Consider the following 21,169-nt stretch of genomic DNA (forward strand, 5'->3'; position numbering starts at 1 on the left):
TTCCCTCCGGGGCACGGCCTACGCCCGCCCGAATGCGGTCACGCCCTCCCGAGAGGGATCTACGCCCCCACGATCCGCGACACCGTATAGATCAGCAACCCGGCCAACGAGCCCACCACCGTGCCGTTGATCCGGATGAACTGCAGGTCACGGCCGATGTGGGCCTCGATCTTCCTGGTCGTGTGCTCGGCGTCCCAGCCGGCCACCGTGTCGGTGATGAGGGAGGTGATCTCGGTCCGGTACGTCGTCACCACGTACACCGCCGCGCCCTCGACCCACCGGTCGACCTTGGCCTGGAGCTTGGGATCGGTGGCCATCCGGGCACCCAGCGAGAGCAGCGAGGCCCGCACGCGCAGCCGCAGCTCGCTGCGCTCGTCCTCGGCGGCGGAGACGATCATGGATCGTACGGCCGTCCAGGCGGAGGCGATCAGGTCCTGGACCTCGCCGCGGCCGAGGACCTCACCCTTCAGGCGCTCCACGCGCGCGCGGGTGTCGGTGTCGGACTGGAGGTCGGAGGCGAAGTCGGTGAGGAAGCGGTCCAGGGCGCCGCGGGCCGGATGGGAGGGGGCGTCGCGCATCTCGGTGACGAAGCGGAGCAGCTCCTTGTAGACCCGCTCGCCGACCTTCTTGTCGACGAAGCGCGGGGTCCAGCCGGGCGCGCCGCCCTGGATCGCGTCCATGACCTGCTCGTCGTGGAACACCAGCCAGTCGTGGGCGCGGATGCAGACCAGGTCCACGACCCGATTGTGGCCGCCGTCCGCGACGATCTTCTCCAGCATCTTCCCTATGCCGGGCGCGATCTCCTGGGCGTCGGCGCGGCGGGTGATCGCCTCTCCGACCACCGCCTGCACGTCGGAGTCGCGCAGCACGGTCAGGGCGCCTCTGAGCGCGGCGGCGAGCTCGGCGGTGACCCGGTCGGCGTGCTCCGGTTCGGCGAGCCAGGCACCGAGACGGCTGCCGATGCCCACGGCGCGCAGGCGCTGTCGTACGACGTCGGAGGAGAGGAAGTTCTCGCCGACGAACTCGCCGAGCGAGACGCCCAGCTGGTCCTTCTTGGTGGGGATGATCGCGGTGTGCGGAATGGGCAGGCCGAGCGGGTGGCGGAAGAGGGCCGTGACCGCGAACCAGTCGGCGAGCGCGCCGACCATGCCGGCCTCGGCGGCGGCCGCGACATAACCGGCCCAGGCTCCGGCGCCCTCGTGGGACGCCCATGTCGCGAGGACGTACACGAGGGCGACGAAGAGCAGCAGGCCGGTGGCCGTCAGTTTCATCTGGCGGACACCGCGGCGCTTCTCCTCGTCGGCGGGGCTGAACGAGGTCATCGCGCGGTTCGTCGGGCCGGGGGCGGTCGTCGCGCGCCGCTCCCGGCCGGGGCCGGTCGTCGTGCGTTCGGCCTGGTCGACGGCGGTCGTCACGTGGTGGCCGGGGGCGCCGGGCCGGGCGGACCGCCCTTCGGCGCCCGCGTCTTCCGGTTCTGTTCGTTCCATTCACTCCACCCGTTCGCCGAGCCGTCCGAGGGCTCCGTACACATTGTCCCTTCCTGACCGACTCCCGGAACGGAACAGGAGTTCCCTGCGTCTGTTCGGACGGGGGGAACTCAGGGGAATCCTGGGGCCGTCTCCGGGAAATCTCGGGGGCGTCTCAGGGACACCTCCGGGGCGTCTCCGGGTCGTTCGAGGCCACGGGAGGGGGGTCCCGTGGATTTCCTCCCTACCCAGTACCCCATCATGTGATCATCACTTCGGAGCCTCGGGCTCCCCTCGCCCGAGGAGACACGCACCGCATGACCAAGCGTCATGGTTATGCCCTGCTGGCCGCCGTCATCGCCGTGATCGTGGCCATATCCGGAGCCATATACGTGGGTGTCGCCGCCGACGACGGCACCGGCGGCACCCGCAACACCACCGCCGACAACCGCGCCCCGCGCGACTCGGCCGCCCCCGCCTCCGCCGGCACCTGGGTCGGCACCTGGTCGGCCTCCCCTGCCGGAGCCGAGCCCGGCACCGAGACGAACGGCATGGCGGGCCGCTCCCTGCGCAACGTCGTGCACACGGACGTCGGCGGCACCGAAGCCCGCATCACCCTGTCCAACCTCTACGGACAGCAGCCGCTGGACATCACGCACGCCTCGATCGCCGTCGCCGCGGCCGAGAACGACGCGGCGGCGGTGGCCGGCACCATGCGCCGCCTCACCTTCTCCGGCAGCACCACCGTGATCGTCCCGGCCGGAGCGCAGATCATGAGCGACGCCGTGCGCGTGCGCATCCCGCGCGACTCCGACGTCCTCGTGACCACGTACTCCCCGACCCCGTCCGGCCCGGTCACCTACCACCCGCACGCCCGGCAGATCTCGTACGCCGCCCAGGGCGACCGCACCGAGGACCTGACCGCCACCGCGTACACCGAGCAGACCCCGCACTGGCGCTACCTCACCGCGCTCGACGTACTGAGCGACGAATCCGTCGGCACCGTCGTCGCCCTGGGCGACTCGATCACCGACGGCATCACCTCCACGGAGGGCGCCAACCACCGCTGGACGGACGTCCTCGCCGCCCGGCTGCGCGCCGCGGCCGGCACCGGGGACGTGCCTCGCTTCAGCGTCGTCAACCAGGGCATCAGCGGCAACCAGGTCCTGGCCGAAGGGCTCGGCCGGCCCGCCGACAACCCGAGCGGCCTGAACCGTCTCGAACGCGACGTGCTCGGCCGTACGAACGTCAAGGCCGTCGTCATCGACCTCGGCGTCAACGACATCCTGCGCAACCAGGGCGAGGTCGATCCGGTGACCGTCACCGACGGGCTGCGGGAGATGGTGCGGCGGGCGCATGCGCGCGGACTGCGGGTCGTCGGGGCGACGTTGATGCCCTTCGGCGGGCACCGCGGGTACTCGCGGTCGCGTGACGCCGTACGCCGGGCCGTCAACGCGGAGATCCGCGCGGGGAAGGTGTACGACGCCGTCGTCGACTTCGACGAGGCGTTGCGGGATCCGTACGATCCGCGGCGGCTGCGGGCCGATTACGACTCCGGGGACCATCTGCACCCCAGTGACAAGGGGTACAAGCGGATGGCGGAGGTGTTCGAGCTCGGGGACCTGAAGGGGGCGGCGCCTGCGGAGCTGTGACCTCGGCGGAATCTAGTAGCCGCCGTGCCTCCGCCGATGCCGCTCGTCCCGGCGCTCCCTGTGCCGTTCCCGGCGCTCCTCCTGGCGCTCCCTGCGTTCCTCGTGGCGTTCGCGGATGAGGTCGTGGGCGTCGTCCAGGGCGTCGAACATGTCGCCGAGGCCGTCCCGCCGTGAACCCTCCAGTTCCTTGCGGGCGCTCTTGCGCTCCAGCTTCTCCTGGCGGCGCTCCTCCTTCAGGCGCAGCCGCTCGGCACGGGTCAGCTTGCGCTCCACGCCGACGCCGCCCCAGAACGCGAAGCCCGTGACGATCACGCGCGGGGCGCCCGGGTCCCCGGCCCGCCCCTCCTCGCGGTGGTCGAAGCCGCCCATGATGCCGATGCCGCGGACGACGACCTCGACGCCGGGCGGCACGATGACGTTCACGCCGCCCATGACGGCGACGACGTTGACGACGACCTCGCGGTCCGCGAAGTTCGCCTCGCGCAGGTCGATCTCACCGCCGCCCATGAAGGCCAAGGAGTTGAAGCGCTTGGGTACCGTCCAGCGGCCCTTGCGCTCGAAGCCCGACAGGATCGCGACACCCCACGAGGACGAGCCCTCGCCGCCGACGATCCGCCCCGCCCAACTCCCGCTCTCCTCGGGCTGCTTGACCATGGAGACCGGGGCCACGGCGTGCACGCCCGGCAGATCGCGGGTGAGCGGCGCCAGTTCCCTGTACGTCCGCGCCTTGAACGCCGCCTCCAGCCGCTCCTCGAACTCCTCCATGTCGAGGCGGCCCTCCGCGAGGGCGTCCCGCAGCTGTTCGGCGACCCGCTCACGATCGGCGTCGGAGGCCCGCAGCTCGGGGCTCGGGGATCCGGGGTCCGGCGGCGTCGGTCGCTGGTCGTCGCTTCCCCTGGAAGGCGCATCCTCGGTCATGGGACTCAGCCTACGAGAGAGCCTTCTCCGCGTACATGCGGCTGATGACCGCCTCGATGTCCGGCTCCCGCACCGAGAGGTCCACCAAGGGGAACTCGGCCGCGATTCGCGCCACCAGCTCCGCCGCCGACGCCGCCGCGGGGAAGGCGAGCCACTGCCGGGGCCCCTCCACCTTCACCACCCGCGCCGAGTCCACCTCGATCGGCGGGAGTTCCCGCTCCAGGTCGACCACGAGGGTCCGCTCGCTCTCCCCCACCTCGTGCAGCCCGGTCAGCGGACCGTCGTACATCAGCCGCCCGTGGTCGATGACCATCACCCGCCGGCACAGCTGCTCGATGTCGGTGAGGTCGTGCGTGGTCAGCAGCACCGTCGTACCGCGCTCGGCGTTCAGGTCCCGCAGGAAGGAACGGACCTTGGCCTTGCTGATCACATCGAGGCCGATGGTGGGTTCGTCGAGGTAGAGGACCTCGGGGTCGTGCAGCAGCGCCGCCCCGATGTCACCGCGCATCCGCTGCCCCAGCGAGAGCTGGCGCACAGGCACGTCCAACAGGGCTTCCAGGTCCAGGAGTTCGACACAGCGGTCGAGGTTCTCGCGGTAACGGGCGTCCGGGATCCGGTACATACGGTGCATCAGCCGGTAGGAGTCGATCAGCGGAAGGTCCCACCACAGGGTCGTACGCTGCCCGAAGACGACCCCGATGCGCTGCGCGAGCCGGGTCCGCTCGCGGGACGGGTCGATGCCCGCCACCCGCACCCGGCCGGCGCTCGGGGTGAGGATGCCGGTGAGCATCTTGATGGTGGTCGACTTGCCCGCGCCGTTCGGGCCGATGTAGCCCACCATCTCACCGCGCGCCACGGTGAAGGAGAGGGAGTCCACGGCCCGCACCTGACGCCGTTCGCTGCGCAGGAAGCCGGTCTTCTTGCGGACGTCGAAGACCTTCTCGACGCCGTCGAGTTCGATGAAGTCGTCCACCGGATCCCTGACCGGGTCCGCCATCAGGCCTGTTTCCATGTCGGTTCAACTCCCCGTGCTGCGATACGAACGAAGTCCCGCCCGCCAGACGAGGCCCGCCAGCGCGCAGCAGCCCGCCGCGATCAGGGGCGGGGTGAAGGCGATCCAGGTCGGCAGGTCGAGCGGATAGGGCCGGCCCAGCACGTACAGCCCGGGCAGCCAGTTCACGAAGGCCAGCGGGAGCACGAAGGTGACCCCGCGCACCAGGTCCTTGGCGAAGACGGTCGGCGGGTACTGCAGGAGCGTGGTGCCGCCGTACGTGAAGGAGTTCTGCACCTCGGAGGCGTCCTGCGCGATGAACTGGAAGGCTCCGCCCGCCACGAACACGGCCGCGAAGATGGCGGCGCCGCAGAGCAGCATCAGCGGGACCATGAGCAGTCTGAGCGGCGTCCAGTCGATGTCGAGCACGGAGATCGCGTACGCGAGGACCAGCAGCCCCTGGGTGACCCGGCCGAGGCGACGCAGCGCGAAGCGGTCGGCGGCGACCTGGGCGAGTACGGGGACGGGGCGTACGAGGAGCGTGTCGAGGGTGCCGTCGCGCACCCGGCGCCCGAGCCGGTCCATCGAGCCGACCACCAGGTCCGTGATCCCGAAGGAGGTGGCCGAGATTCCGTACAGGAAGGCGACCTCGGGCAGGCTGTAGCCGCCGAGCCGGTCGACCCGCGAGAACATCAGCAGGACGGCCACGAAGTCGAGGCCGGTCGCCGCGAAGTTCCCGAAGGTGGTCATCACGAAGGAGGCGCGGTAGGCCATCGTGGAGCGGATCCACATCCCGGCGATCATCCGGTAGGCGCGGAATCCGTCCCGCACCCGGGCATACGTCCCCTGCGGCGCACCCAGCACCGCCGAAGCCACCCGCTCCCCGGAACCCCGCGAGGTTTCCGGTACCTCTGTCGAGTCAGCCACCCTGCACCACCACCCTCCGTGTCGCCACCGACTGGATCAGTCGGCCCAGGGTCAGGAGCCCCAGTGCCCAGGACGCCTGGAAGGCGTACGTGCCGAGGGGGTCCGCGGTGCCGAGCAGGACGTCCGCGGGACCCTGGACCAGGGACGACCAGGGCAGGGCGCGTACGACCTCGCCCAGCGCGCCCGGGAAGACGTTCAGCGGCAGCAGCATCCCCGAGCAGAAGACACCCGCGATCATGTACATCTGCGCCACGCCCGCCCCGTCGAGCAGCCAGAACGCGGACAGGGCCACCAGGTAGCGGAGCGAGAAGCTGACGACTGTTCCGAGCACGACCGCGATCAGGAACGCGATCCAGGTCAGCGGGTCTGCGGGGAGCGCCAGTTCGAAGAAGAGCGCGCCGAACGCCAGGGGCACCGCTCCGCGCCCCAGCAGATGGAACATGGCCCGCCCCGCGTCCTGGGACAGCCACCACAACTGGAGGTCGGCGGGCCGGTACAGGTCGATCGCGATGTCACCCGTACGGATGCGCTCGATCAACTCGTCCTCGAAGCCGCCGCCCATCGTCGCCATCGCCATGAGCAGCGCCTGGGAGAGCCACACATAGGTGAGCGCCTGGGCCTGGTCATAGCCGCCGAGGTGCGGTTTCTCGTCCCACAGGGCCATGAAGACGTACGCCAGGATCAGCCCGAAGACGGTGTTGGTGAACACCCCCGCCGCCGTCGCCGTCCGATAAGTGGCGTAGCGCCGGAACCCGCCCACCGCGACGGCCGTGTACAACCGCCCTGTCCCCACGAGGATGTCCTCCTTGCGTCAAAAGGGCCGCTGTGGCCGAAGCGCAGGAGCCTAGCCCCGCCCGGCTTCGCCTGCCAGGCATTTTCAGGCGCGACACGTGCCGGGATCCGGGAACGGAACGCTTGGTGCGACAGTCTTCATCAGGGGGCGCACCAGGCGTATGAGGGCGTACGGGAACGTACGATGCGAAACAGGAGTCCGGCGAACAGATGAGTGACAAGCCGCAGCCGCAGCAGAGCAGCCAGGGCTGGGCCCCGGAGAAACCGGAACCGGCGCCTCAAGCGGCACCGGACGGCCCGGACAGCGACGGCGCACCGGGCGATCCGGGTGGGACGGACACGCCGGGGAAGCCGGGGAAGAAGCCCAGGCGGAAGCGGACGGGCTGGGGGCGGCTCATCCCGACCTGGCGGATGGTGTTCGGCACGTTCCTCGGCGCGATACTGCTTGTGATCGGCCTGTTCGCACTCGGCTACTACCTGGTCAAGATCCCGCCCGCGAACGCCGCCGCGACCAAGCAGAGCAACGTCTACCTGTACGCGGACGGCAGCCAGCTCGCCCGCGACGGCGAGGTCAACCGCGAGAACGTGACGCTCGCTCAGATCTCGAAGGACGCCCAGCACGCGACGCTCGCCGCCGAGGACCGCGACTTCTACACCGAGTCGGCCGTCGACCCCAAGGCGATGATCCGCGCCGGCTGGAACACCGCCACCGGCAAGGGCAGGCAGTCCGGTTCGACGATCACCCAGCAGTACGTGAAGAACTACTACCTGGGCCAGGAGCAGACCGCCACGCGGAAGGTGAAGGAGTTCTTCATCTCCATCAAGCTCGACCGCCAGAAGAGCAAGGACGACATCCTCGAGGGCTACCTCAACACCAGCTACTACGGCCGCAACGCGTACGGCATCCAGGCCGCCGCCCAGGCGTACTACGGCGTCGACGCCAAGAACCTGACGCTCGGTCAGGGTGCCTACCTCGCCGCGCTCCTGAACGCGCCGAGCGAGTACGACGTGGTCGCGCACCCCGAGAACAAGTCCGCGGCCCTCGCCCGCTGGAACTACGTCCTCGACGGCATGGTCAAGAAGAACTGGCTGACCCCGGCGGAACGGGCCAAGGTCACGTTCCCGCAGCCCAAGCAGGAAGTGGTCGCGGCCGCCATGTCGGGCCAGCGCGGCTACCTGGTGCAGGCGGTCAAGGACTACCTCGTCTCGAACAAGGTCATCGACGAGGACACCCTGACCACCGGCGGCTACCGCATCACGACCACACTCCAGAAGTCCCGGCAGAACGCCTTCGTGAAGGCCGTCGACGACCAGGTGATGTCGAACCTCGACAAGAAGAACCGCAAGGTCGACCGGTACGTCCGCGCCGGCGGCGTCTCCATCGACCCGGCCACCGGCAAGGTCGTCGCGATGTACGGCGGCATCGACTACACCAAGCAGTACGTCAACAACGCGACACGCCGTGACTACCAGGTCGGCTCCACCTTCAAGCCGTTCGTCTTCACCTCGGCCGTGCAGAACGGCTCGCTGACGCAGGACGGCCGCACGATCACCCCGAACACGGTCTACGACGGCACCAACACGCGCCCCGTGCAGGGCTGGAACGGCGGCTCGTACGCGCCCGAGAACGAGGACAAGACCTCGTACGGGCCCATCACGGTACGCACCGCCACCGACAAGTCCGTCAACGCCGTGTACGCGCAGATGGCCGTCGACGTCGACCCCGGCAGGGTCAAGCAGACCGCCGAAGCCCTCGGCATCCCCTCCGACACTCCCGACCTGACCGGCACCCCGTCCATCGCGCTCGGCCCGTCCACGGCCAGCGTCCTCGACATGGCGGAGGCGTACGCGACACTCGCCAACCATGGTCGGCACGGCACGTACACGCTCGTCGAGAAGGTCACCAAGGACGGCACGTCGGCCGTGAGCCTGCCCAGGCAGGAAACCGAGCAGGCGGTGCCCCGGGAGGCCGCGGACACCACCACGTCCATCCTGCAGAGCGTCGTCGAGGGCGGCACCGGTACCGCCGCGCTGGCCGCCGACCGGCCCGCCGCGGGCAAGACCGGCACCGCGGAGGAGGACCAGGCGGCCTGGTTCGCGGGCTACACCCCCGACCTCGCCACCGTCGTCGCCGTCATGGGCCAGGACCCCGACACCGGCACCCACGAGTCGCTCTACGGCGCCCTGGGCCAGCCCCGCATCAACGGCGGCGGCTACCCGGCGCAGATCTGGGCGCAGTACACGAAGGCCGCGCTCAAGGGCAGCGGCCTGAAGGAATTCGACCTCCGGCTCCAGCCGGGCGCGGAGGAGCAGCAGCTCCCGAGCACCGACCCCACCGACCAGTCCCCCGACACCGGCGACGAGGACGACGGGGGCCAGACCACCGGTGGAACGGCCTCCCAGAGCCCGCCCTCGGATGAGACGCAGGGCCAGACCCAGGGGCAGACGGACGGCCAGACCCAGGGCCGGACGGAGGGCCAGACCGAAGGTCAGACGCAGGGCCAGACCGACGGCGGCACCACCACCGGGGGCGGCACGACCGACGGGACGACCACCGGCGGCGGCACCACGGACGCCGGCACCACCACCGGCGGCGACACCGCGGCCCCGTCGGGCGGGACCACGGACGGCGGCGGTACGGCGGGGACGACCGCGGGAGCGGGGCCACTGAGCGGACTGACGTCACGAAAACCGTGACCCGCAGCAGCGACCCGCGGGAACTCAGATCCTCAGATCCCCAGATCTTTAGATCCTTAGATCCTTAGATCCCCAGATCCTTGATGATCTTCGCCACGTGGCCGGTCGCCTTGACGTTGTACAGCGCCCGCTCGACCTTGCCCTCCTCGTCCACGATCACCGTGGAGCGGATGACGCCGACGACCGTCTTGCCGTACAGCTTCTTCTCGCCGAAGGCGCCGTACGCCTCCAGGACGGTCTTGTCGGGGTCGCCGACCAGGGTGACCTTCAGGGACTCCTTCTCGCGGAACTTGGCGAGCTTCTCGGGCTTGTCCGGGGAGACGCCGATGACGTCGTACCCGGCACCGGCCAGCACGTCGAGGTTGTCCGTGAAGTCGCAGGCCTGCTTCGTGCAGCCGGGGGTCAGGGCGGCCGGGTAGAAGTAGACGATGACCTTGCGGCCCTTGTGGTCGGCGAGGGAGACCTCGTTGCCGTCGGCGTCGGGCAGGGTGAAGGCGGGGGCGGTGTCGCCGGGCTGGAGTCGCTCGCTCATCGGTACCTCACGTGGCCGGGGTGAATGCTTACGGGACTACGGGAACGAGCGTAATGGGGGTGCCGAGGGGTGAGCGGCGGCCCGAGCTGACAGACTGTCGGCGGCACAGAGACAAAGCTTGAGAACACGACCACGGAGGCAGCGCGGTGTCGGATACGTCGAGAACGTCGGATACCAGGACTCCGGCGCAGATCGAGGCGGACATCAAGCGCCGCCGCGAAACACTCGCCGAGACGCTCGACGAGATCGGCGTGCGGGTCCACCCGAAGACGATCGTCGGGGACGCCAAGGCCAAGGTCGCCTCCCAGATCGACCACACGCTCGGCCGCGCCTACGTCGGCGTCAACCGGGTCGTCGGCGATGCGAAGGGGCAGTTCGTCACCGAGGACGGCGCGCCACGCCTGGAGCGCATCGTGCCCCTCGCGCTCGTCGCGGTCGGGCTCGTGGGCCTGATGGTGGCGGGCTCACGGCGACGCAAGCGCTGACAACGACTCGGCCCCGCTCGACTCGGCTCCGGGTCAATCGGCTCCGGCTCGATCCGGCTCGCCCCCGGCCCGATCGTCTCAACTCGACTCGACCCGGCCGGGCGCGACCCGGCTGCGTACGGACGGCTCAAAGGCAGGTAGGTTCTGGACGTGAGCGCCAATCGGGACAAGCAGACCCCCCACCACGACAAGTTGCCCATCCGGATGCTGCACGACCGCGTGCTGGTGCGGCAGGACGCCGCCGAGGGCGAGCGGCGTTCCGGCGGCGGCATCCTGATCCCCGCGACGGCGGCCGTCGGACGGCGCCTCGCCTGGGCCGAGGTCGTCGCGGTCGGACAGAACGTACGGACGGTGGAACCGGGCGACCGTGTCCTCTACGACCCCGAGGACCGGGCCGAGGTCGAGGTGCGGGGAATCGCGTACGTGCTGATGCGCGAGCGCGATCTGCACGCCGTGGCGGCGGACCGCTTCGAGGGCTCCGAGGACTCGACGGGCTTGTATTTGTAGGGCGCAGCTGACCTGACGGGGCTGGTGACCATGGTCACCAGCCCCTTTTGCCTGTGCTTTGCTACCGTGGAAGGCGTTGGAAGGACCCCGACGAGACGCGCCGTACCGGGCGGAGAGCGAAAGAGCTCCCAGGCAAAGACGACGCACCCCTGTTGATCACTCACGGAGGTGCCTCTCATGGCCTGGATCCTGCTGCTCGCCGCCGGCCTGCTCGAAGTCGGCTGGTCGATCGGCATGAAGTACACCGACGGCTTCACCCGCCTCGTCCCCAGCGTCCTCACCGGCGCGGGCATCATCGCGAGCATGGTCCTGCTCTCCTACGCCGCCAAGTCCCTCCCCATCGGCACCGCCTACGGCGTCTGGGTCGGCATCGGCGCGGCCGGCGCGGCGGTACTGGGCATGCTCGTCCTCGGCGAACCGGCGACCGCCGCCCGCATCTTCTTCGTCTGCCTGCTCCTGGTGGCGGTGGTGGGCCTGAAGGTGACGTCGGGGCACTGACCGGGCGCCGGGCTCCTCACCACGGCCGGTTGATCCAGTCACCGGGGAGAAGCGCGCGGACCGCCTCCAGGGCGGGCGCGGTCCGGCCGAGGGCCCACAGCCAGTCACCGCCGTCCACCCGAAGCAGGGCGTCGGGGGACGAGAACCAGCGGACCACGCCTGCGTCGAGGGCCCACATGGGGTAGTCGGGCAAGGACAGCCGCTCGAACCCCGCCGGAGGCGCGTCGAGGGTTTCGCTCTCTCCGAGGGGGCGGTTGTCCGCGCGGTCCTCATCGTGGGCGAGCAGGGACTCGGACAGCACCATCTCGACGCAGGCGAGGGAGAACCGGTCGAGGAAGGGGGACCAGTCAGGTGCGCTGCCGTCCGTACGCCGGAAGACCACGGGCGGATCGTCCTTCTCCAGGTCCTCCTGCCGAACGGCCCACTCGGCGACCGCCTGGTTCTCCGACCGGAACACCAAAGCACCGTCGGCGATGCGCAGTTGCTCCAGCGGGAGCAGCCGATCCTGCACGCTGGTCAGGTCCGTACGCCTGCCGAGCAGCCCGTACGCATCCCACAACGCAATGGGCAGCGGCGATCGAAGCCGGTACTCGGCATCGGCCAACTCCTCGTACGAACAGCCGTCACCGGCGCTGATCGGCTCCCGCCAGTACCGGGCAAAGCCCTCGACGAACCGCCAGACCCCCGCCCGGCCCTCGAAGGCCACCCCTTCGGCACCCACGTCGAACTCCGCACCCATCCACCGAACGCTACCCGCGACCACATCCCGCAGGGCCCTGGCATGACAACCGGCGTGAGAATCGGCGGCTGCTGTGCCCCAACTGCCACGCGATCACGAGCACCTGGTGCAGGGGAGGCAGAAGGCCGCGGGCGACTCCCGGTACGATGGCAGGCGGCTAGCGGCGGTGGCGCAACGGCGACGCAGCAGACTTAGGATCTGTGGCCCGTGAAACGGCTTGAGGGTTCGAATCCCTTCCGCCGCACAGCAAACGGCCTGCGAATCGAAAGATGCGCAGGCCGTTCTCGTGTGCGCTCTCAGCCCAACAACTCCCGAACCACCGGCACCAGCCCCCGGAACGCCTTCCCCCGGTGGCTGATCGCGTTCTTCTCCTCGGGGGGGAGTTCGGCGCAGGTTCGGGTGTCGCCCTCCGGCTGGAGGACGGGGTCGTAGCCGAAGCCGTTGGTGCCGGTGGGGGTGTGGCGCAGGGTGCCCCTCAGTTGGCCCTCGACGACGCGCTCCGTGCCGTCCGGCAGGGCAAGTGCCGCCGCGCAGGCGAAGTGGGCGCCCCGGTGTTCGTCGGAGATGTCCGAGAGCTGGGCGAGGAGAAGGTCCAGGTTCGCGCGGTCGTCCCCGTGCCGTCCCGCCCAGCGGGCGGAGAAGATGCCGGGGGCGCCGTTCAGGACGTCCACGCAGAGGCCGGAGTCGTCGGCGACGGCGGGCAGGCCGGTGGCCTGGGCCAGGGCGTGGGCCTTGAGGAGGGCGTTCTCGGCGAAGGTGACGCCGGTTTCCTTGACGTCGGGGATGTCGGGGTAGGCGTCCGCGCCGACGAGGTCGTGGGTGAGACCTGCGTCGGCGAGGATCGCCTTCAGCTCGGTGAGCTTTCCGGCGTTGCGGGTGGCGAGGATCAGGCGGGTCATGGGACCAGTATCCAAGGGCCGGAGAGTTGCTCGTTACGGCGTGCAGACCTTGGTCAGTTCGCCGGCCGCGTCGGTGACCGGGCTGACGTCGGGGGTGTTGTCGCCGTTCTTGATGGCCGTACGGACGTTGCCGACGGCCTTGTTCAGGTCGTCGACCGCCTTGTTGACGTCGGCGTTGTCCGTCTTGTCGCCGATCTTGTCGAGGTTGTTCTCGATCGCGTTGAGGGACTCGTCGGTCTGCGTCGGGTCGTTCGCCGCGTTCTCCACGGCCTGCTGGAGGTTGGTGACGCTGTCGGCGATGGAGTCGGCGGTCTGGACACAGTCCAGGGCCTTGTTGACGGCGTCGCAGCCCACGGCCGCCGGCAGGGCGACGAGTATGGCGGTAACGGCGAATGCGGCTGTGCGGCGTCGGTGGCGCGCGGCCATGGAACGGTCCCTCCCCGTGGACAAACATGTGGTCGACCCCGTGACGCGGTCGGCTCGGCCCGTGCGGGGCCGATGGGGGCGCACGGCTGGACCGTACGCCCGTACCCCTAAGAACGCGAAGGGTTATCCCGCAGTTGCCTCGAGGGCCGCCCGCTGGATCGCCGCGAGCTCGTCGCAGCCGGCGACGGCGAGGTCGAGCAGGGCGTTCAGCTCCTTGCGGTCGAAGGGCTCGGCCTCCGCGGTGCCCTGGACCTCGACGAAGCGTCCGTCGCCGGTGCAGACGACGTTCATGTCGGTGTCGGCCTTCACGTCCTCCTCGTAGCAGAGGTCCAGGAGGGGGATCCCGCCGACGATGCCGACCGAGACGGCGGAGACGGTGCCGGTCAGGGGCTTGCGGCCGGGCTTGACCAGCTTCTTGGCCTGCGCCCAGGTGATCGCGTCGGCCAGCGCCACGTACGCGCCGGTGATGGCCGCCGTACGTGTGCCGCCGTCGGCCTGGAGGACGTCGCAGTCGAGGACGATGGTGTTCTCGCCCAGCGCCTTGTAGTCGATGACGGCGCGCAGGGAGCGGCCGATGAGGCGGGAGATCTCGTGCGTACGGCCGCCGATCTTGCCGCGGACCGACTCGCGGTCTCCGCGGGTGTTCGTGGCGCGGGGAAGCATGGAGTACTCGGCGGTGACCCAGCCCTCTCCGCTGCCCTTGCGCCAGCGCGGGACGCCCTCGGTGACGGAGGCGGTGCAGAACACCTTGGTGTCGCCGAAGGAGACGAGGACGGAGCCCTCGGCGTGCTTGCTCCAGCCGCGCTGGATGGTGATGGGGCGCAGTTGTTCGGGGGTGCGGCCGTCGATTCGAGACATGACGTCGAGCCTAGCCGCATACGGCTGAGGGGCCGCCTCCGGTTATGGAAGCGGCCCCTCAAGGGTGAGGCAGGGGACTCAAGGGTGCCCCTTCGGCTCACATCGGTTCACATCGGTTCACATCATGTCTTCGATGTCCGCGGCGATGGGGTCGGCGTCGGTGCCGATGACGACCTGGATGGCGGTGCCCATCTTGACGACGCCATGGGCGCCGGCGGCCTTCAGGGCGGCCTCGTCGACCTTGCTCGGGTCCACGACCTCGGTACGCAGGCGGGTGATGCAGCCCTCGACCTCTTCGATGTTGTCGATGCCGCCGAGCCCGGCGACGATCTTCTCAGCCTTCGTGGCCATGTCCTACTCCCTGATCAGAACCGCTTTGTCGCAGTAACCCACAGTTGGCCCATCTTTGCGAGCGGCCATGTCGCGCGTACCGAATGATGGCGTTCACGACAGCGCAACCGTTCGCCGACTGGTCTACACCAGTGGGCGTGCAGTCGCCAACCCGGCCCCGTCCGGAGGACGCCCATGAGTGCCGACAGCGCCGCCGCGCCCGCACGGGCCCGTTGGAACAAGCTGTTCCAGGGGCTGCAGAAGATGGGCCGCAGCCTCCAGCTGCCGATCGCCGTGCTGCCGGCCGCGGGCCTTCTCATCGGGCTCGGCCAGCCTGGTGTGTTCGGCGCCGAGGGGCTCGGCTGGGACAACGTCTCCAAGATCATGAGAGGTGCCGGCGGCGCGCTGCTCGACGGCTCGCTCGGGCTGCCGATGCTGTTCTGCGTGGGCGTGGCCATCGGCATGGCGAAGAAGTCGGACGGGTCGACGGCGCTCGCGGCGGTCGCCGGTTTCCTCGTCTACTACAACGTGCTGCGCCAGTTCCCGGTGAGCTGCCCGGGCGGGGCGAAGGCTCTCACGAACATCGGCTGCCAGGCGGCCGACTCCTCCGTGGCCCCGTTCACGTACCAGAATCCGGGGGTCTTCGGCGGCATCGTCATGGGGCTGATGACCGCGTACATCTGGCAGCGCTACCACCGCACGAGGCTGGTCGACTGGCTCGGGTTCTTCAACGGGCGGCGGCTGGTGCCGATCATCATGGCGTTCGCGGCCATCGTGTTCGCCGTGCTGTGTCTGTGGGTCTGGCCGCCGGTGGGGCGGGGCCTCGAGGACTTCAGCGACTGGCTGGTGGGACTGGGCTCCTGGGGTGCCGGTGTCTTCGGCGTGGCCAACCGGGCGCTGCTGGTGGTCGGTCTGCACCAGTTCCTGAACGTGCCCGTCTGGTTCCAGTTCGGCAGCTACACCGCGCCGGACGGGACGGTCGTGCACGGTGACATCACCATGTTCCTGGCGGGCGACCCGAACGCCGGGCAGTTCACGTCCGGCTTCTTCCCCATCATGATGTTCGCGCTGCCGGCGGCGGCCCTGGCCATCACGCACTGCGCCCGGCCCGAGCGCCGCAAGGAGATCGGCGGGCTCATGCTGTCGGTCGCGCTGACCTCGTTCGTCACGGGCATCACGGAACCGCTCGAGTACTCCTTCCTGTTCGTCGCGCCCGTGCTGTACGTGATCCACGCGCTGCTGACGGGAGTGTCGATGGCGGTGACCTGGGGGTTGGGCGTACACGACGGTTTCGGCTTCTCCGCCGGAGTCATCGACTACGTCATCAACTGGCATCTGGCGACCAAGCCGTGGGCGATCGTGCCGATCGGGCTGTGCTTCGCGGTCGTGTACTACGTGATCTTCCGGTTCGCGATCACGAAGTTCGACCTGAAGACTCCGGGCAGGGAGCCGGAGGAGGAGCACGAGGACACGACCAAGCCGTAGGCGGTTCGTTCACGGGCCGCGGGCTCGCGCCTCTTTCGGGGCGCGGCTTCGTCGTGTCCGGAACCGATTCCTCCCCTTATGGCCCGGGCCACAAAATTCGTGGGTTCCTTATCTCACCTTCACCGTGCTACAACAGGTCTACACCACTGAGTGGTGTAGACCACGCCGCCCCCACCCACCCTTTCCTGTCGCCCGGGCGGCGCCTTGTCCACTGGAGGAAGTTGTGACCACGGCCAGCGCCGCTCCCGCGGCCGACAAGAAGAAGGGCTCCGGCGCGATGGCTGTCCTGCAGCGCATCGGCCGCAGCCTGATGCTGCCGGTCGCCGTACTGCCCGCCGCCGCGCTCCTCGTGCGTCTTGGCAACACGGACATGCTGGGACGCCCGTCCTTCCCCACGTTCTTCACCAAGATCGCCGGCTTTATGACGGCCGGCGGTAACGCGATCCTCGACAATATGGCACTGCTGTTCGCCGTGGGCATCGCGATCGGCTTCGCGAAGAAGTCGGACGGCTCGACGGCGCTCGCCGCGGTGGTCGGCTACCTGGTGTTCAAGAACGTGCTGGCGACGTTCACCGACAAGAACCTGCCGAAGGTGGCCACGGCCGTCGACGGCAAGGTGGTCATGGTGAACGCCCCCGTGGACGCCAAGGTCCTGGGCGGTGTGGTGATGGGCATAGTCGTCGCCCTGCTGTACCAGAAGTTCTACCGGACCAAGCTGCCCGACTGGGCGGGCTTCTTCGGCGGCCGCCGGCTCGTCCCGATCCTGTCCGCGTTCGCGGGTCTGCTGATCGGCATCGTCTTCGGTTACATCTGGCCGGTCCTCGGCACGGGTCTGCACAGCTTCGGTGAGAAGCTCGTCGGTTCGGGTGCCGTCGGCGCCGGCATCTTCGGTGTCGCCAACCGTGCGCTGATCCCGATCGGCATGCACCACCTGCTGAACTCCTACCCCTGGTTCCAGGCGGGCGACTACCACGGCAAGAGCGGTGACATCGCGCGCTTCCTGGCCGGCGACCCGACCGCGGGCCAGTTCATGACCGGCTTCTTCCCGATCATGATGTTCGGCCTCCCGGCCGCGTGCCTGGCGATCGTGCACTGCGCCCGCCCCGAGCGCCGCAAGGTCATCGGCGGCATGATGCTCTCGATCGCGCTGACCTCGTTCGTGACGGGTGTGACCGAGCCGATCGAGTTCACGTTCATGTTCATCGCGCCGGTCCTGTACGCGATCCACGCGGTCCTCACCGGTGTCTCGCTCGCGCTGACCTGGGCGCTCGGCATGAAGGACGGCTTCGGCTTCTCGGCCGGCGCGGTCGACTTCGGACTGAACCTCGGCATCGCGACCAACCCGTGGGGCCTGGTCCTGGTGGGTCTGTGCTTCGGGGTGGTCTACTACGCGGTCTTCCGCTTCGCCATCATCAAGTGGAACCTCCCCACGCCGGGCCGCGAGTCCGACGAGGAACTGGCGGAGCTGCAGAAGGCGGAGGCCAAGTAGCCCCCGTGCACGACCGAAGGGCCCCGCAGTCGAGCGATCGCTCGGCTGCGGGGCCCTTCGTCATACCTGCGCCCTCATCGCAGCAGGCTGCCGCCGTCCACGGTCAGAACCTGGCCGGTCAGCGCCTCCGCGGCCTCGGAGGCTAGGAAGCCCACGGTTGCCGCGACGTCCTCGGGGACGAGTGGACGGGGCAGTGCCTGTGTCGCCTCGGCCATGACGAACGCCTCGTCGGGCTGATACGCGGTCGCCGGGGTGCGGGTGAGCCCCGGAGCCACGGACGTCACGGCGATACCGTCCTTGCCCAGCGCGACGGCCAGGGTGCGCCCGAACGCGGTGAGGGCCCCTTTGCTGGTGATGTAGCCGAGCAGGTCGGCGCTGGGTGGCTTCCAGACGGTGTCGGAGGTGATGAGCACGATCCGGCCGAACTTGCGCTCCCGCATACCGGGGGTGAAGGCCTGGGACAACAGCAGAGCCGACTCGACGTTGACGGCCTGGATCCGTCGCCAGGTGGCGAGGTCGACTTTGTCGAGTTCCACCAGGTCGCTCGCGGCGGCCGAGTGGACGAGGACATCGACCCGGCCGTACGTCTCGAGGACCTCGGCAGCAGCCCTCCGTACGTCCTGTTCCACACCGAGATCGCACGCGATGTCACCGGCGCGGTCCAGCACCACGACGCGGTGGCCCAACCGGGCGAGTTCACGGACGATCGCCCCGCCGATCGCGCCGTCCCCGCCGGTCACCACCGCGACCCGTGAGGTCGAGACATCAGCCATGGTTCATCTCCTCGTTCCGCGCCGCCGGTCGGTGGACTGCGGTGGCCGCGAGCGCGGCGTTCCACGCGACAGCTTGCTCCGGCAAGCAATTGTGCGCCCGCTGTCGGCCTCACGGCAAGTGCCGCCGCCGGCCCCACGGCACGTCACGTACGCCACGGGCGTCGGAAACCCCCTAGCCGCCGGGCGTACCGGCGACCGGCTCGGGCCCGCCGCCGCTGCGGCATAGTTGGACGTGATACCGCCACACGCCGCGGCACCTCCCGGGTACGGGCCGGTGCGGAGGCGTGTGCACCTGCCCTTACACACTTCGGGACCGCAATGCCTACCAGCAGCCGCTTCGTCGTCGCCGTCCACGCCCTGGTCGCCCTTGCGGTCAGCGGCGACAAGCCCCTGCGCTCCGAAGACCTCGCCTACTCGGCCCACACGAGTCCTGTCGTGATCCGGGGCCTGCTCTCCCGGCTGAGCAGCGCGGGTCTCACCAAGTCCCAGCTCGGGGCGGGCGGTGGCGCACTCCTGGCCAAGCCGGCCGAGGAGATGCGGCTGCTCGAGGTGTACCAGGCGGTGGAGGACACCCGGCTGTTCACCATGCACCGCACGCCGCCGCCGGCCGACTGCGCGGTCGGCAGCAACATCGTGGACGCCCTCCAGCCTGCTCTGATCCGCGCTCGCGAGGCATTCGAGGCGGAGCTGGACCACACCACGATCGCGGAACTCGCCGACGCGGTCGCCCGTCTCGGAAAGTTCACGATGCCGCTCGAATGGTGATCCCCCGACGGGGTGGCCCGTGGTCCCGCTCCGAAATAAGTGTCGCTGTGTCACTTACACAGTGATAGTCTCGGGGCATCCGCCGGGCCGACGGGGTGACGAATCCCGCTCGCCCGAGTCATGGGTGCGCGTGCAGTGTCCCCGACTCGGCGAACCCTGCGGTCCATCACGGTCAGCCCCCAGGCAGCCGCCCCTCCCGGCGGACGCCCTCCACGATCGGAGCGCAAGATGAGCAACACCCCCTCGGCTGTGGACCTGCTTCGGCGCAGCCTCGACACCTTCCTCGCCAAGGACATGAAGGCCTGGACGGACCTGTGCGCCGACGATGTCGTCGCCGAATTCCCCTTCGCCCCGGAGGGGGCGCCGGCGCGCATCGAGGGGCGCGGGGCCCTCTTCGACTACCTCCGCGGCTACCCCGACGTCATCGACGTGCGGGAGATCCCGGCCGTGCGCATCTATCCGACCGACGACGAGAACGTGGCGATCGCGGAGTGGAGCGTGAAGGGCGGCGTGGTGTCCAACGGCAATCCCTACAACATGAGTTACGCGACCTTCGTGACCTTCCGCGACGGCCTCATCGTGAACTACCGGGAGTACTGGAACCCGCAGGTCTTCCTGAACGCGCTCGCCGGCACGAACTTCTGATCCCACAGCCGTAGTTGCAGGCCCCGGACGCCGCCGGCCGGCACAGGCCGACAGCAGCCGGCGGAAGTCGGCCCGCGGCGTCCACCAGGCAGCCAGATTCCTTGCCTAAGCAATCAAATGGCTCTATGGTTGCTCCGTCAAGCAAGTCATAGGTCTTGTCAAGTCATAGGTCTTGCAGAGAAGAGGTCCGGAACATGGACACCCACGCCACCCGCCGAAGCCTCCTGGCGCGCGCCGCCGCCCTCGCCGCGGTGCCCGCGATCGGCTCCGTCGTCGCGGACACGGCACTGGGCTCACCGGCCGTCGCCGCCGACGCCACCGACCTGCCCGACTACGCCCCGGTCCCCCGGTCGTCGCTCGGCCCGGCGATCAACAGCCAGGGCTACTACGTCGGACGGATCAAGCGGAACCTGTACTGGGTCACCGACGGAACCTACGTCTCGGCCTTCCTGACCACCCGCGACGGCGTGGTGCTCCTCGACGCGCCGCCGTCGCTCGGCCACAACATCCAGCGCGCGATCGACGACGTGACCAAGCCCAGCGGGCTGACCAACAAGGTCACGCACCTGATCTATTCGCATCACCACTCCGACCACGCGGGCGGGTCGGGCATCTTCGGCCGGCGGGTGACCCGGATCGGGCACTCCGAGACCCGCAGACTGCTCATACGGGACAACGACCCCAACAAGCCGGCGCCCGAGGAGACCTTCGACGACCACCGGGTGCTCCACATCGGCGGGGAGCGCATCGAACTCGCGTGGCACGGCGCCAACCACACCCCGGACAACATCTACATCCACCTGCCCGACCACGACACGCTGATGCTCGTGGACGTCGCCCTGCCCGGCTGGGTGCCGTTCGCGAACCTCAACATCAACGAGGACATCCCGGGCTCGCTGCTGGCGCCGGCCAAGGCCCTGAAGTACCCGTGGACCACCTTCATCGGAGGCCACCTCGGCCGGCTGGGGACGCGGCACGACCTCAAGATCCACCAGGACTACATGGCCGACCTCGACACGGAGATCCGCCGCGCGCTCACGACGGTCGACGCGACGCCGTACTTCGTCAAGTACGGCAACAACACCTGGGCCGCGGTGAAGACCTACCTCGACGAGGTGATCGCGGTCGCCTCACGTCCGGTCGTGACCAAGTACACCGGGATCCTCGCCGCCGCCGACGTCTTCACCGAGAGCAACGCCTTCATGCTGATGGAGTCGATACGCCTCGACGGCGGCTTCGGAATGACGGTCCACGACTGACCGCTGTCCGATGCCCGACAGATCCTGGGGCCGCCT

22 protein-coding genes, 1 tRNA gene and 1 pseudogene are annotated in these 21,169 nt (G+C 69.4%); 12 read left to right on the forward strand and 12 right to left on the reverse strand.

Translation table 11 applies throughout. The features are described 5' to 3' along the window. Positions 1-59: 59 nt before the first annotated feature. Positions 60-1,487 (reverse strand): DUF445 domain-containing protein, encoded by a 1,428-nt coding sequence (locus AQJ27_RS38860; RefSeq protein ID WP_067379701.1) that lies wholly within the window; start codon positions 1,485-1,487, stop codon positions 60-62. Between the two features lie 296 nt (positions 1,488-1,783). Here AQJ27_RS38860 and AQJ27_RS38865 point away from each other — a divergent pair, with 296 nt between their 5' ends. Then, positions 1,784-3,118 (forward strand): SGNH/GDSL hydrolase family protein, encoded by a 1,335-nt coding sequence (locus AQJ27_RS38865; protein ID WP_067379704.1) that lies wholly within the window; start codon positions 1,784-1,786, stop codon positions 3,116-3,118. 12 nt (positions 3,119-3,130) lie between these two features. Here AQJ27_RS38865 and AQJ27_RS38870 read toward each other — a convergent pair whose 3' ends face one another. From AQJ27_RS38870 to AQJ27_RS38885, 4 genes are all read right to left on the reverse strand, one after another. After that, positions 3,131-4,036 carry a DUF1707 SHOCT-like domain-containing protein gene (locus AQJ27_RS38870; protein ID WP_079065570.1) on the reverse strand — a complete coding sequence of 302 codons (906 nt, stop codon included), beginning with the start codon at positions 4,034-4,036 and terminating at the stop codon, positions 3,131-3,133. A gap of 10 nt (positions 4,037-4,046) precedes the next feature. Further along, positions 4,047-5,048, reverse strand: a complete 1,002-nt coding sequence (locus AQJ27_RS38875) for an ABC transporter ATP-binding protein (RefSeq protein ID WP_201264422.1) — start codon at positions 5,046-5,048, stop codon at positions 4,047-4,049. A gap of 6 nt (positions 5,049-5,054) precedes the next feature. After that, positions 5,055-5,831 carry an ABC-2 family transporter protein gene (locus tag AQJ27_RS38880; protein WP_079065582.1) on the reverse strand — a complete coding sequence of 259 codons (777 nt, stop codon included), beginning with the start codon at positions 5,829-5,831 and terminating at the stop codon, positions 5,055-5,057. A gap of 115 nt (positions 5,832-5,946) precedes the next feature. Next, positions 5,947-6,753 carry an ABC transporter permease gene (locus AQJ27_RS38885; protein WP_096240266.1) on the reverse strand — a complete coding sequence of 269 codons (807 nt, stop codon included), beginning with the start codon at positions 6,751-6,753 and terminating at the stop codon, positions 5,947-5,949. Between the two features lie 203 nt (positions 6,754-6,956). Between AQJ27_RS38885 and AQJ27_RS38890 the strand changes: the two genes are divergently transcribed. After that, positions 6,957-9,443: a transglycosylase domain-containing protein gene (locus AQJ27_RS38890; protein ID WP_067379713.1), complete on the forward strand. Its 2,487-nt coding sequence runs from the start codon at positions 6,957-6,959 to the stop codon at positions 9,441-9,443. Positions 9,444-9,507: 64 nt separating this feature from the next. On the opposite strand, the gene bcp is transcribed toward AQJ27_RS38890, so the two are convergent. Further along, positions 9,508-9,975, reverse strand: coding sequence for a thioredoxin-dependent thiol peroxidase (bcp, locus tag AQJ27_RS38895; protein ID WP_067379715.1), 468 nt, complete (start codon positions 9,973-9,975; stop codon positions 9,508-9,510). A 146-nt stretch (positions 9,976-10,121) separates the two neighbouring features. Here bcp and AQJ27_RS38900 point away from each other — a divergent pair, with 146 nt between their 5' ends. The 3 genes from AQJ27_RS38900 (at position 10,122) to sugE (ending at position 11,465) form a co-directional block, all read left to right on the forward strand. Beyond that, entirely contained in the window at positions 10,122-10,460 is a 339-nt protein-coding gene (locus AQJ27_RS38900) for a DUF3618 domain-containing protein (protein WP_067379717.1), read from the forward strand. Positions 10,461-10,664: 204 nt separating this feature from the next. Beyond that, complete coding sequence (locus AQJ27_RS38905) at positions 10,665-10,967, forward strand: GroES family chaperonin (RefSeq protein ID WP_187285621.1); 303 nt, start codon at positions 10,665-10,667, stop codon at positions 10,965-10,967. A gap of 177 nt (positions 10,968-11,144) precedes the next feature. Next, positions 11,145-11,465 carry a quaternary ammonium compound efflux SMR transporter SugE gene (gene sugE / locus AQJ27_RS38910; protein ID WP_067379720.1) on the forward strand — a complete coding sequence of 107 codons (321 nt, stop codon included), beginning with the start codon at positions 11,145-11,147 and terminating at the stop codon, positions 11,463-11,465. Between the two features lie 16 nt (positions 11,466-11,481). Here sugE and AQJ27_RS38915 read toward each other — a convergent pair whose 3' ends face one another. Continuing rightward, a complete protein-coding gene (locus AQJ27_RS38915; RefSeq protein ID WP_067379722.1) occupies positions 11,482-12,204 on the reverse strand; it encodes a hypothetical protein in 723 nt (240 codons plus the stop codon). Between the two features lie 23 nt (positions 12,205-12,227). Here AQJ27_RS38915 and AQJ27_RS59190 point away from each other — a divergent pair. Both AQJ27_RS59190 and AQJ27_RS38920 read left to right on the forward strand, forming a co-directional pair. Beyond that, positions 12,228-12,365: pseudogene (locus AQJ27_RS59190) on the forward strand (HNH endonuclease); the annotation flags it as partial. Then, a tRNA-Leu gene (locus AQJ27_RS38920) sits at positions 12,365-12,448 on the forward strand. The pseudogene AQJ27_RS59190 and the gene AQJ27_RS38920, both read left to right, overlap by 1 nt. Before the next feature lie 52 nt (positions 12,449-12,500). Here the strand turns inward: AQJ27_RS38920 and rdgB are convergent. The 4 genes from rdgB to AQJ27_RS38940 all read right to left on the reverse strand — a co-directional run bounded on the left by rdgB (position 12,501) and on the right by AQJ27_RS38940 (position 14,738). Then, complete coding sequence (gene rdgB / locus AQJ27_RS38925) at positions 12,501-13,103, reverse strand: RdgB/HAM1 family non-canonical purine NTP pyrophosphatase (protein ID WP_067379724.1); 603 nt, start codon at positions 13,101-13,103, stop codon at positions 12,501-12,503. A gap of 33 nt (positions 13,104-13,136) precedes the next feature. Beyond that, the gene (locus AQJ27_RS38930; RefSeq protein WP_067379726.1) at positions 13,137-13,529 is read right to left on the reverse strand and encodes a hypothetical protein; all 393 of its coding nucleotides are present in this window, start codon (positions 13,527-13,529) and stop codon (positions 13,137-13,139) included. 123 nt (positions 13,530-13,652) lie between these two features. Continuing rightward, positions 13,653-14,387, reverse strand: coding sequence for a ribonuclease PH (gene rph / locus AQJ27_RS38935; protein ID WP_067379729.1), 735 nt, complete (start codon positions 14,385-14,387; stop codon positions 13,653-13,655). Positions 14,388-14,504: 117 nt separating this feature from the next. Then, on the reverse strand, positions 14,505-14,738 hold the full coding sequence (locus tag AQJ27_RS38940; protein WP_030569190.1) for a PTS sugar transporter subunit IIB: 234 nt from the start codon (positions 14,736-14,738) through the stop codon (positions 14,505-14,507). A gap of 174 nt (positions 14,739-14,912) precedes the next feature. Here AQJ27_RS38940 and AQJ27_RS38945 point away from each other — a divergent pair, with 174 nt between their 5' ends. Then, positions 14,913-16,202 (forward strand): PTS transporter subunit EIIC, encoded by a 1,290-nt coding sequence (locus tag AQJ27_RS38945; protein ID WP_067379731.1) that lies wholly within the window; start codon positions 14,913-14,915, stop codon positions 16,200-16,202. Positions 16,203-16,425: 223 nt separating this feature from the next. Next, positions 16,426-17,691, forward strand: coding sequence for a PTS transporter subunit EIIC (locus AQJ27_RS38950; protein WP_067379733.1), 1,266 nt, complete (start codon positions 16,426-16,428; stop codon positions 17,689-17,691). A 74-nt stretch (positions 17,692-17,765) separates the two neighbouring features. Here AQJ27_RS38950 and AQJ27_RS38955 read toward each other — a convergent pair whose 3' ends face one another. Next, entirely contained in the window at positions 17,766-18,464 is a 699-nt protein-coding gene (locus tag AQJ27_RS38955; protein ID WP_067379736.1) for an SDR family NAD(P)-dependent oxidoreductase, read from the reverse strand. A gap of 318 nt (positions 18,465-18,782) precedes the next feature. On the opposite strand from AQJ27_RS38955, the gene AQJ27_RS38960 reads away from it, so the two are divergent. From AQJ27_RS38960 to AQJ27_RS38970, 3 genes are all read left to right on the forward strand, one after another. Next, positions 18,783-19,229: an Rrf2 family transcriptional regulator gene (locus AQJ27_RS38960; protein ID WP_067379738.1), complete on the forward strand. Its 447-nt coding sequence runs from the start codon at positions 18,783-18,785 to the stop codon at positions 19,227-19,229. A gap of 228 nt (positions 19,230-19,457) precedes the next feature. Next, a complete protein-coding gene (locus AQJ27_RS38965) occupies positions 19,458-19,874 on the forward strand; it encodes a nuclear transport factor 2 family protein (RefSeq protein WP_067379741.1) in 417 nt (138 codons plus the stop codon). A gap of 194 nt (positions 19,875-20,068) precedes the next feature. Next, positions 20,069-21,133, forward strand: coding sequence for an MBL fold metallo-hydrolase (locus tag AQJ27_RS38970; protein WP_067379743.1), 1,065 nt, complete (start codon positions 20,069-20,071; stop codon positions 21,131-21,133). Positions 21,134-21,169 lie beyond the last annotated feature (36 nt).

Source organism: Streptomyces olivochromogenes, assembly GCF_001514115.1.
Taxonomy (GTDB): Bacteria; Actinomycetota; Actinomycetes; order Streptomycetales; family Streptomycetaceae; genus Streptomyces; species Streptomyces olivochromogenes.

Excerpts from the sequence above, each read along its gene's own strand:
- bcp (WP_067379715.1), bottom strand. The coding sequence starts at position 9,975 with ATGAGCGAGCGACTCCAGCCCGGCGACACCGCCCCCGCCTTCACCCTG.
- AQJ27_RS38880 (WP_079065582.1), bottom strand. The coding sequence starts at position 5,831 with ATGATCGCCGGGATGTGGATCCGCTCCACGATGGCCTACCGCGCCTCC.
- AQJ27_RS38945 (WP_067379731.1), top strand. The coding sequence starts at position 14,913 with ATGAGTGCCGACAGCGCCGCCGCGCCCGCACGGGCCCGTTGGAACAAG.
- AQJ27_RS38965 (WP_067379741.1), top strand. The coding sequence starts at position 19,458 with ATGAGCAACACCCCCTCGGCTGTGGACCTGCTTCGGCGCAGCCTCGAC.
- AQJ27_RS38875 (WP_201264422.1), bottom strand. The coding sequence starts at position 5,048 with ATGGAAACAGGCCTGATGGCGGACCCGGTCAGGGATCCGGTGGACGAC.
- AQJ27_RS38905 (WP_187285621.1), top strand. The coding sequence starts at position 10,665 with ATGCTGCACGACCGCGTGCTGGTGCGGCAGGACGCCGCCGAGGGCGAG.
- AQJ27_RS38955 (WP_067379736.1), bottom strand. The coding sequence starts at position 18,464 with ATGGCTGATGTCTCGACCTCACGGGTCGCGGTGGTGACCGGCGGGGAC.
- sugE (WP_067379720.1), top strand. The coding sequence starts at position 11,145 with ATGGCCTGGATCCTGCTGCTCGCCGCCGGCCTGCTCGAAGTCGGCTGG.
- AQJ27_RS38970 (WP_067379743.1), top strand. The coding sequence starts at position 20,069 with ATGGACACCCACGCCACCCGCCGAAGCCTCCTGGCGCGCGCCGCCGCC.
- rph (WP_067379729.1), bottom strand. The coding sequence starts at position 14,387 with ATGTCTCGAATCGACGGCCGCACCCCCGAACAACTGCGCCCCATCACC.
- AQJ27_RS38890 (WP_067379713.1), top strand. The coding sequence starts at position 6,957 with ATGAGTGACAAGCCGCAGCCGCAGCAGAGCAGCCAGGGCTGGGCCCCG.
- AQJ27_RS38930 (WP_067379726.1), bottom strand. The coding sequence starts at position 13,529 with ATGGCCGCGCGCCACCGACGCCGCACAGCCGCATTCGCCGTTACCGCC.
- rdgB (WP_067379724.1), bottom strand. The coding sequence starts at position 13,103 with ATGACCCGCCTGATCCTCGCCACCCGCAACGCCGGAAAGCTCACCGAG.
- AQJ27_RS38865 (WP_067379704.1), top strand. The coding sequence starts at position 1,784 with ATGACCAAGCGTCATGGTTATGCCCTGCTGGCCGCCGTCATCGCCGTG.
- AQJ27_RS38860 (WP_067379701.1), bottom strand. The coding sequence starts at position 1,487 with ATGGAACGAACAGAACCGGAAGACGCGGGCGCCGAAGGGCGGTCCGCC.
- AQJ27_RS38870 (WP_079065570.1), bottom strand. The coding sequence starts at position 4,036 with ATGACCGAGGATGCGCCTTCCAGGGGAAGCGACGACCAGCGACCGACG.
- AQJ27_RS38960 (WP_067379738.1), top strand. The coding sequence starts at position 18,783 with ATGCCTACCAGCAGCCGCTTCGTCGTCGCCGTCCACGCCCTGGTCGCC.
- AQJ27_RS38940 (WP_030569190.1), bottom strand. The coding sequence starts at position 14,738 with ATGGCCACGAAGGCTGAGAAGATCGTCGCCGGGCTCGGCGGCATCGAC.
- AQJ27_RS38915 (WP_067379722.1), bottom strand. The coding sequence starts at position 12,204 with ATGGGTGCGGAGTTCGACGTGGGTGCCGAAGGGGTGGCCTTCGAGGGC.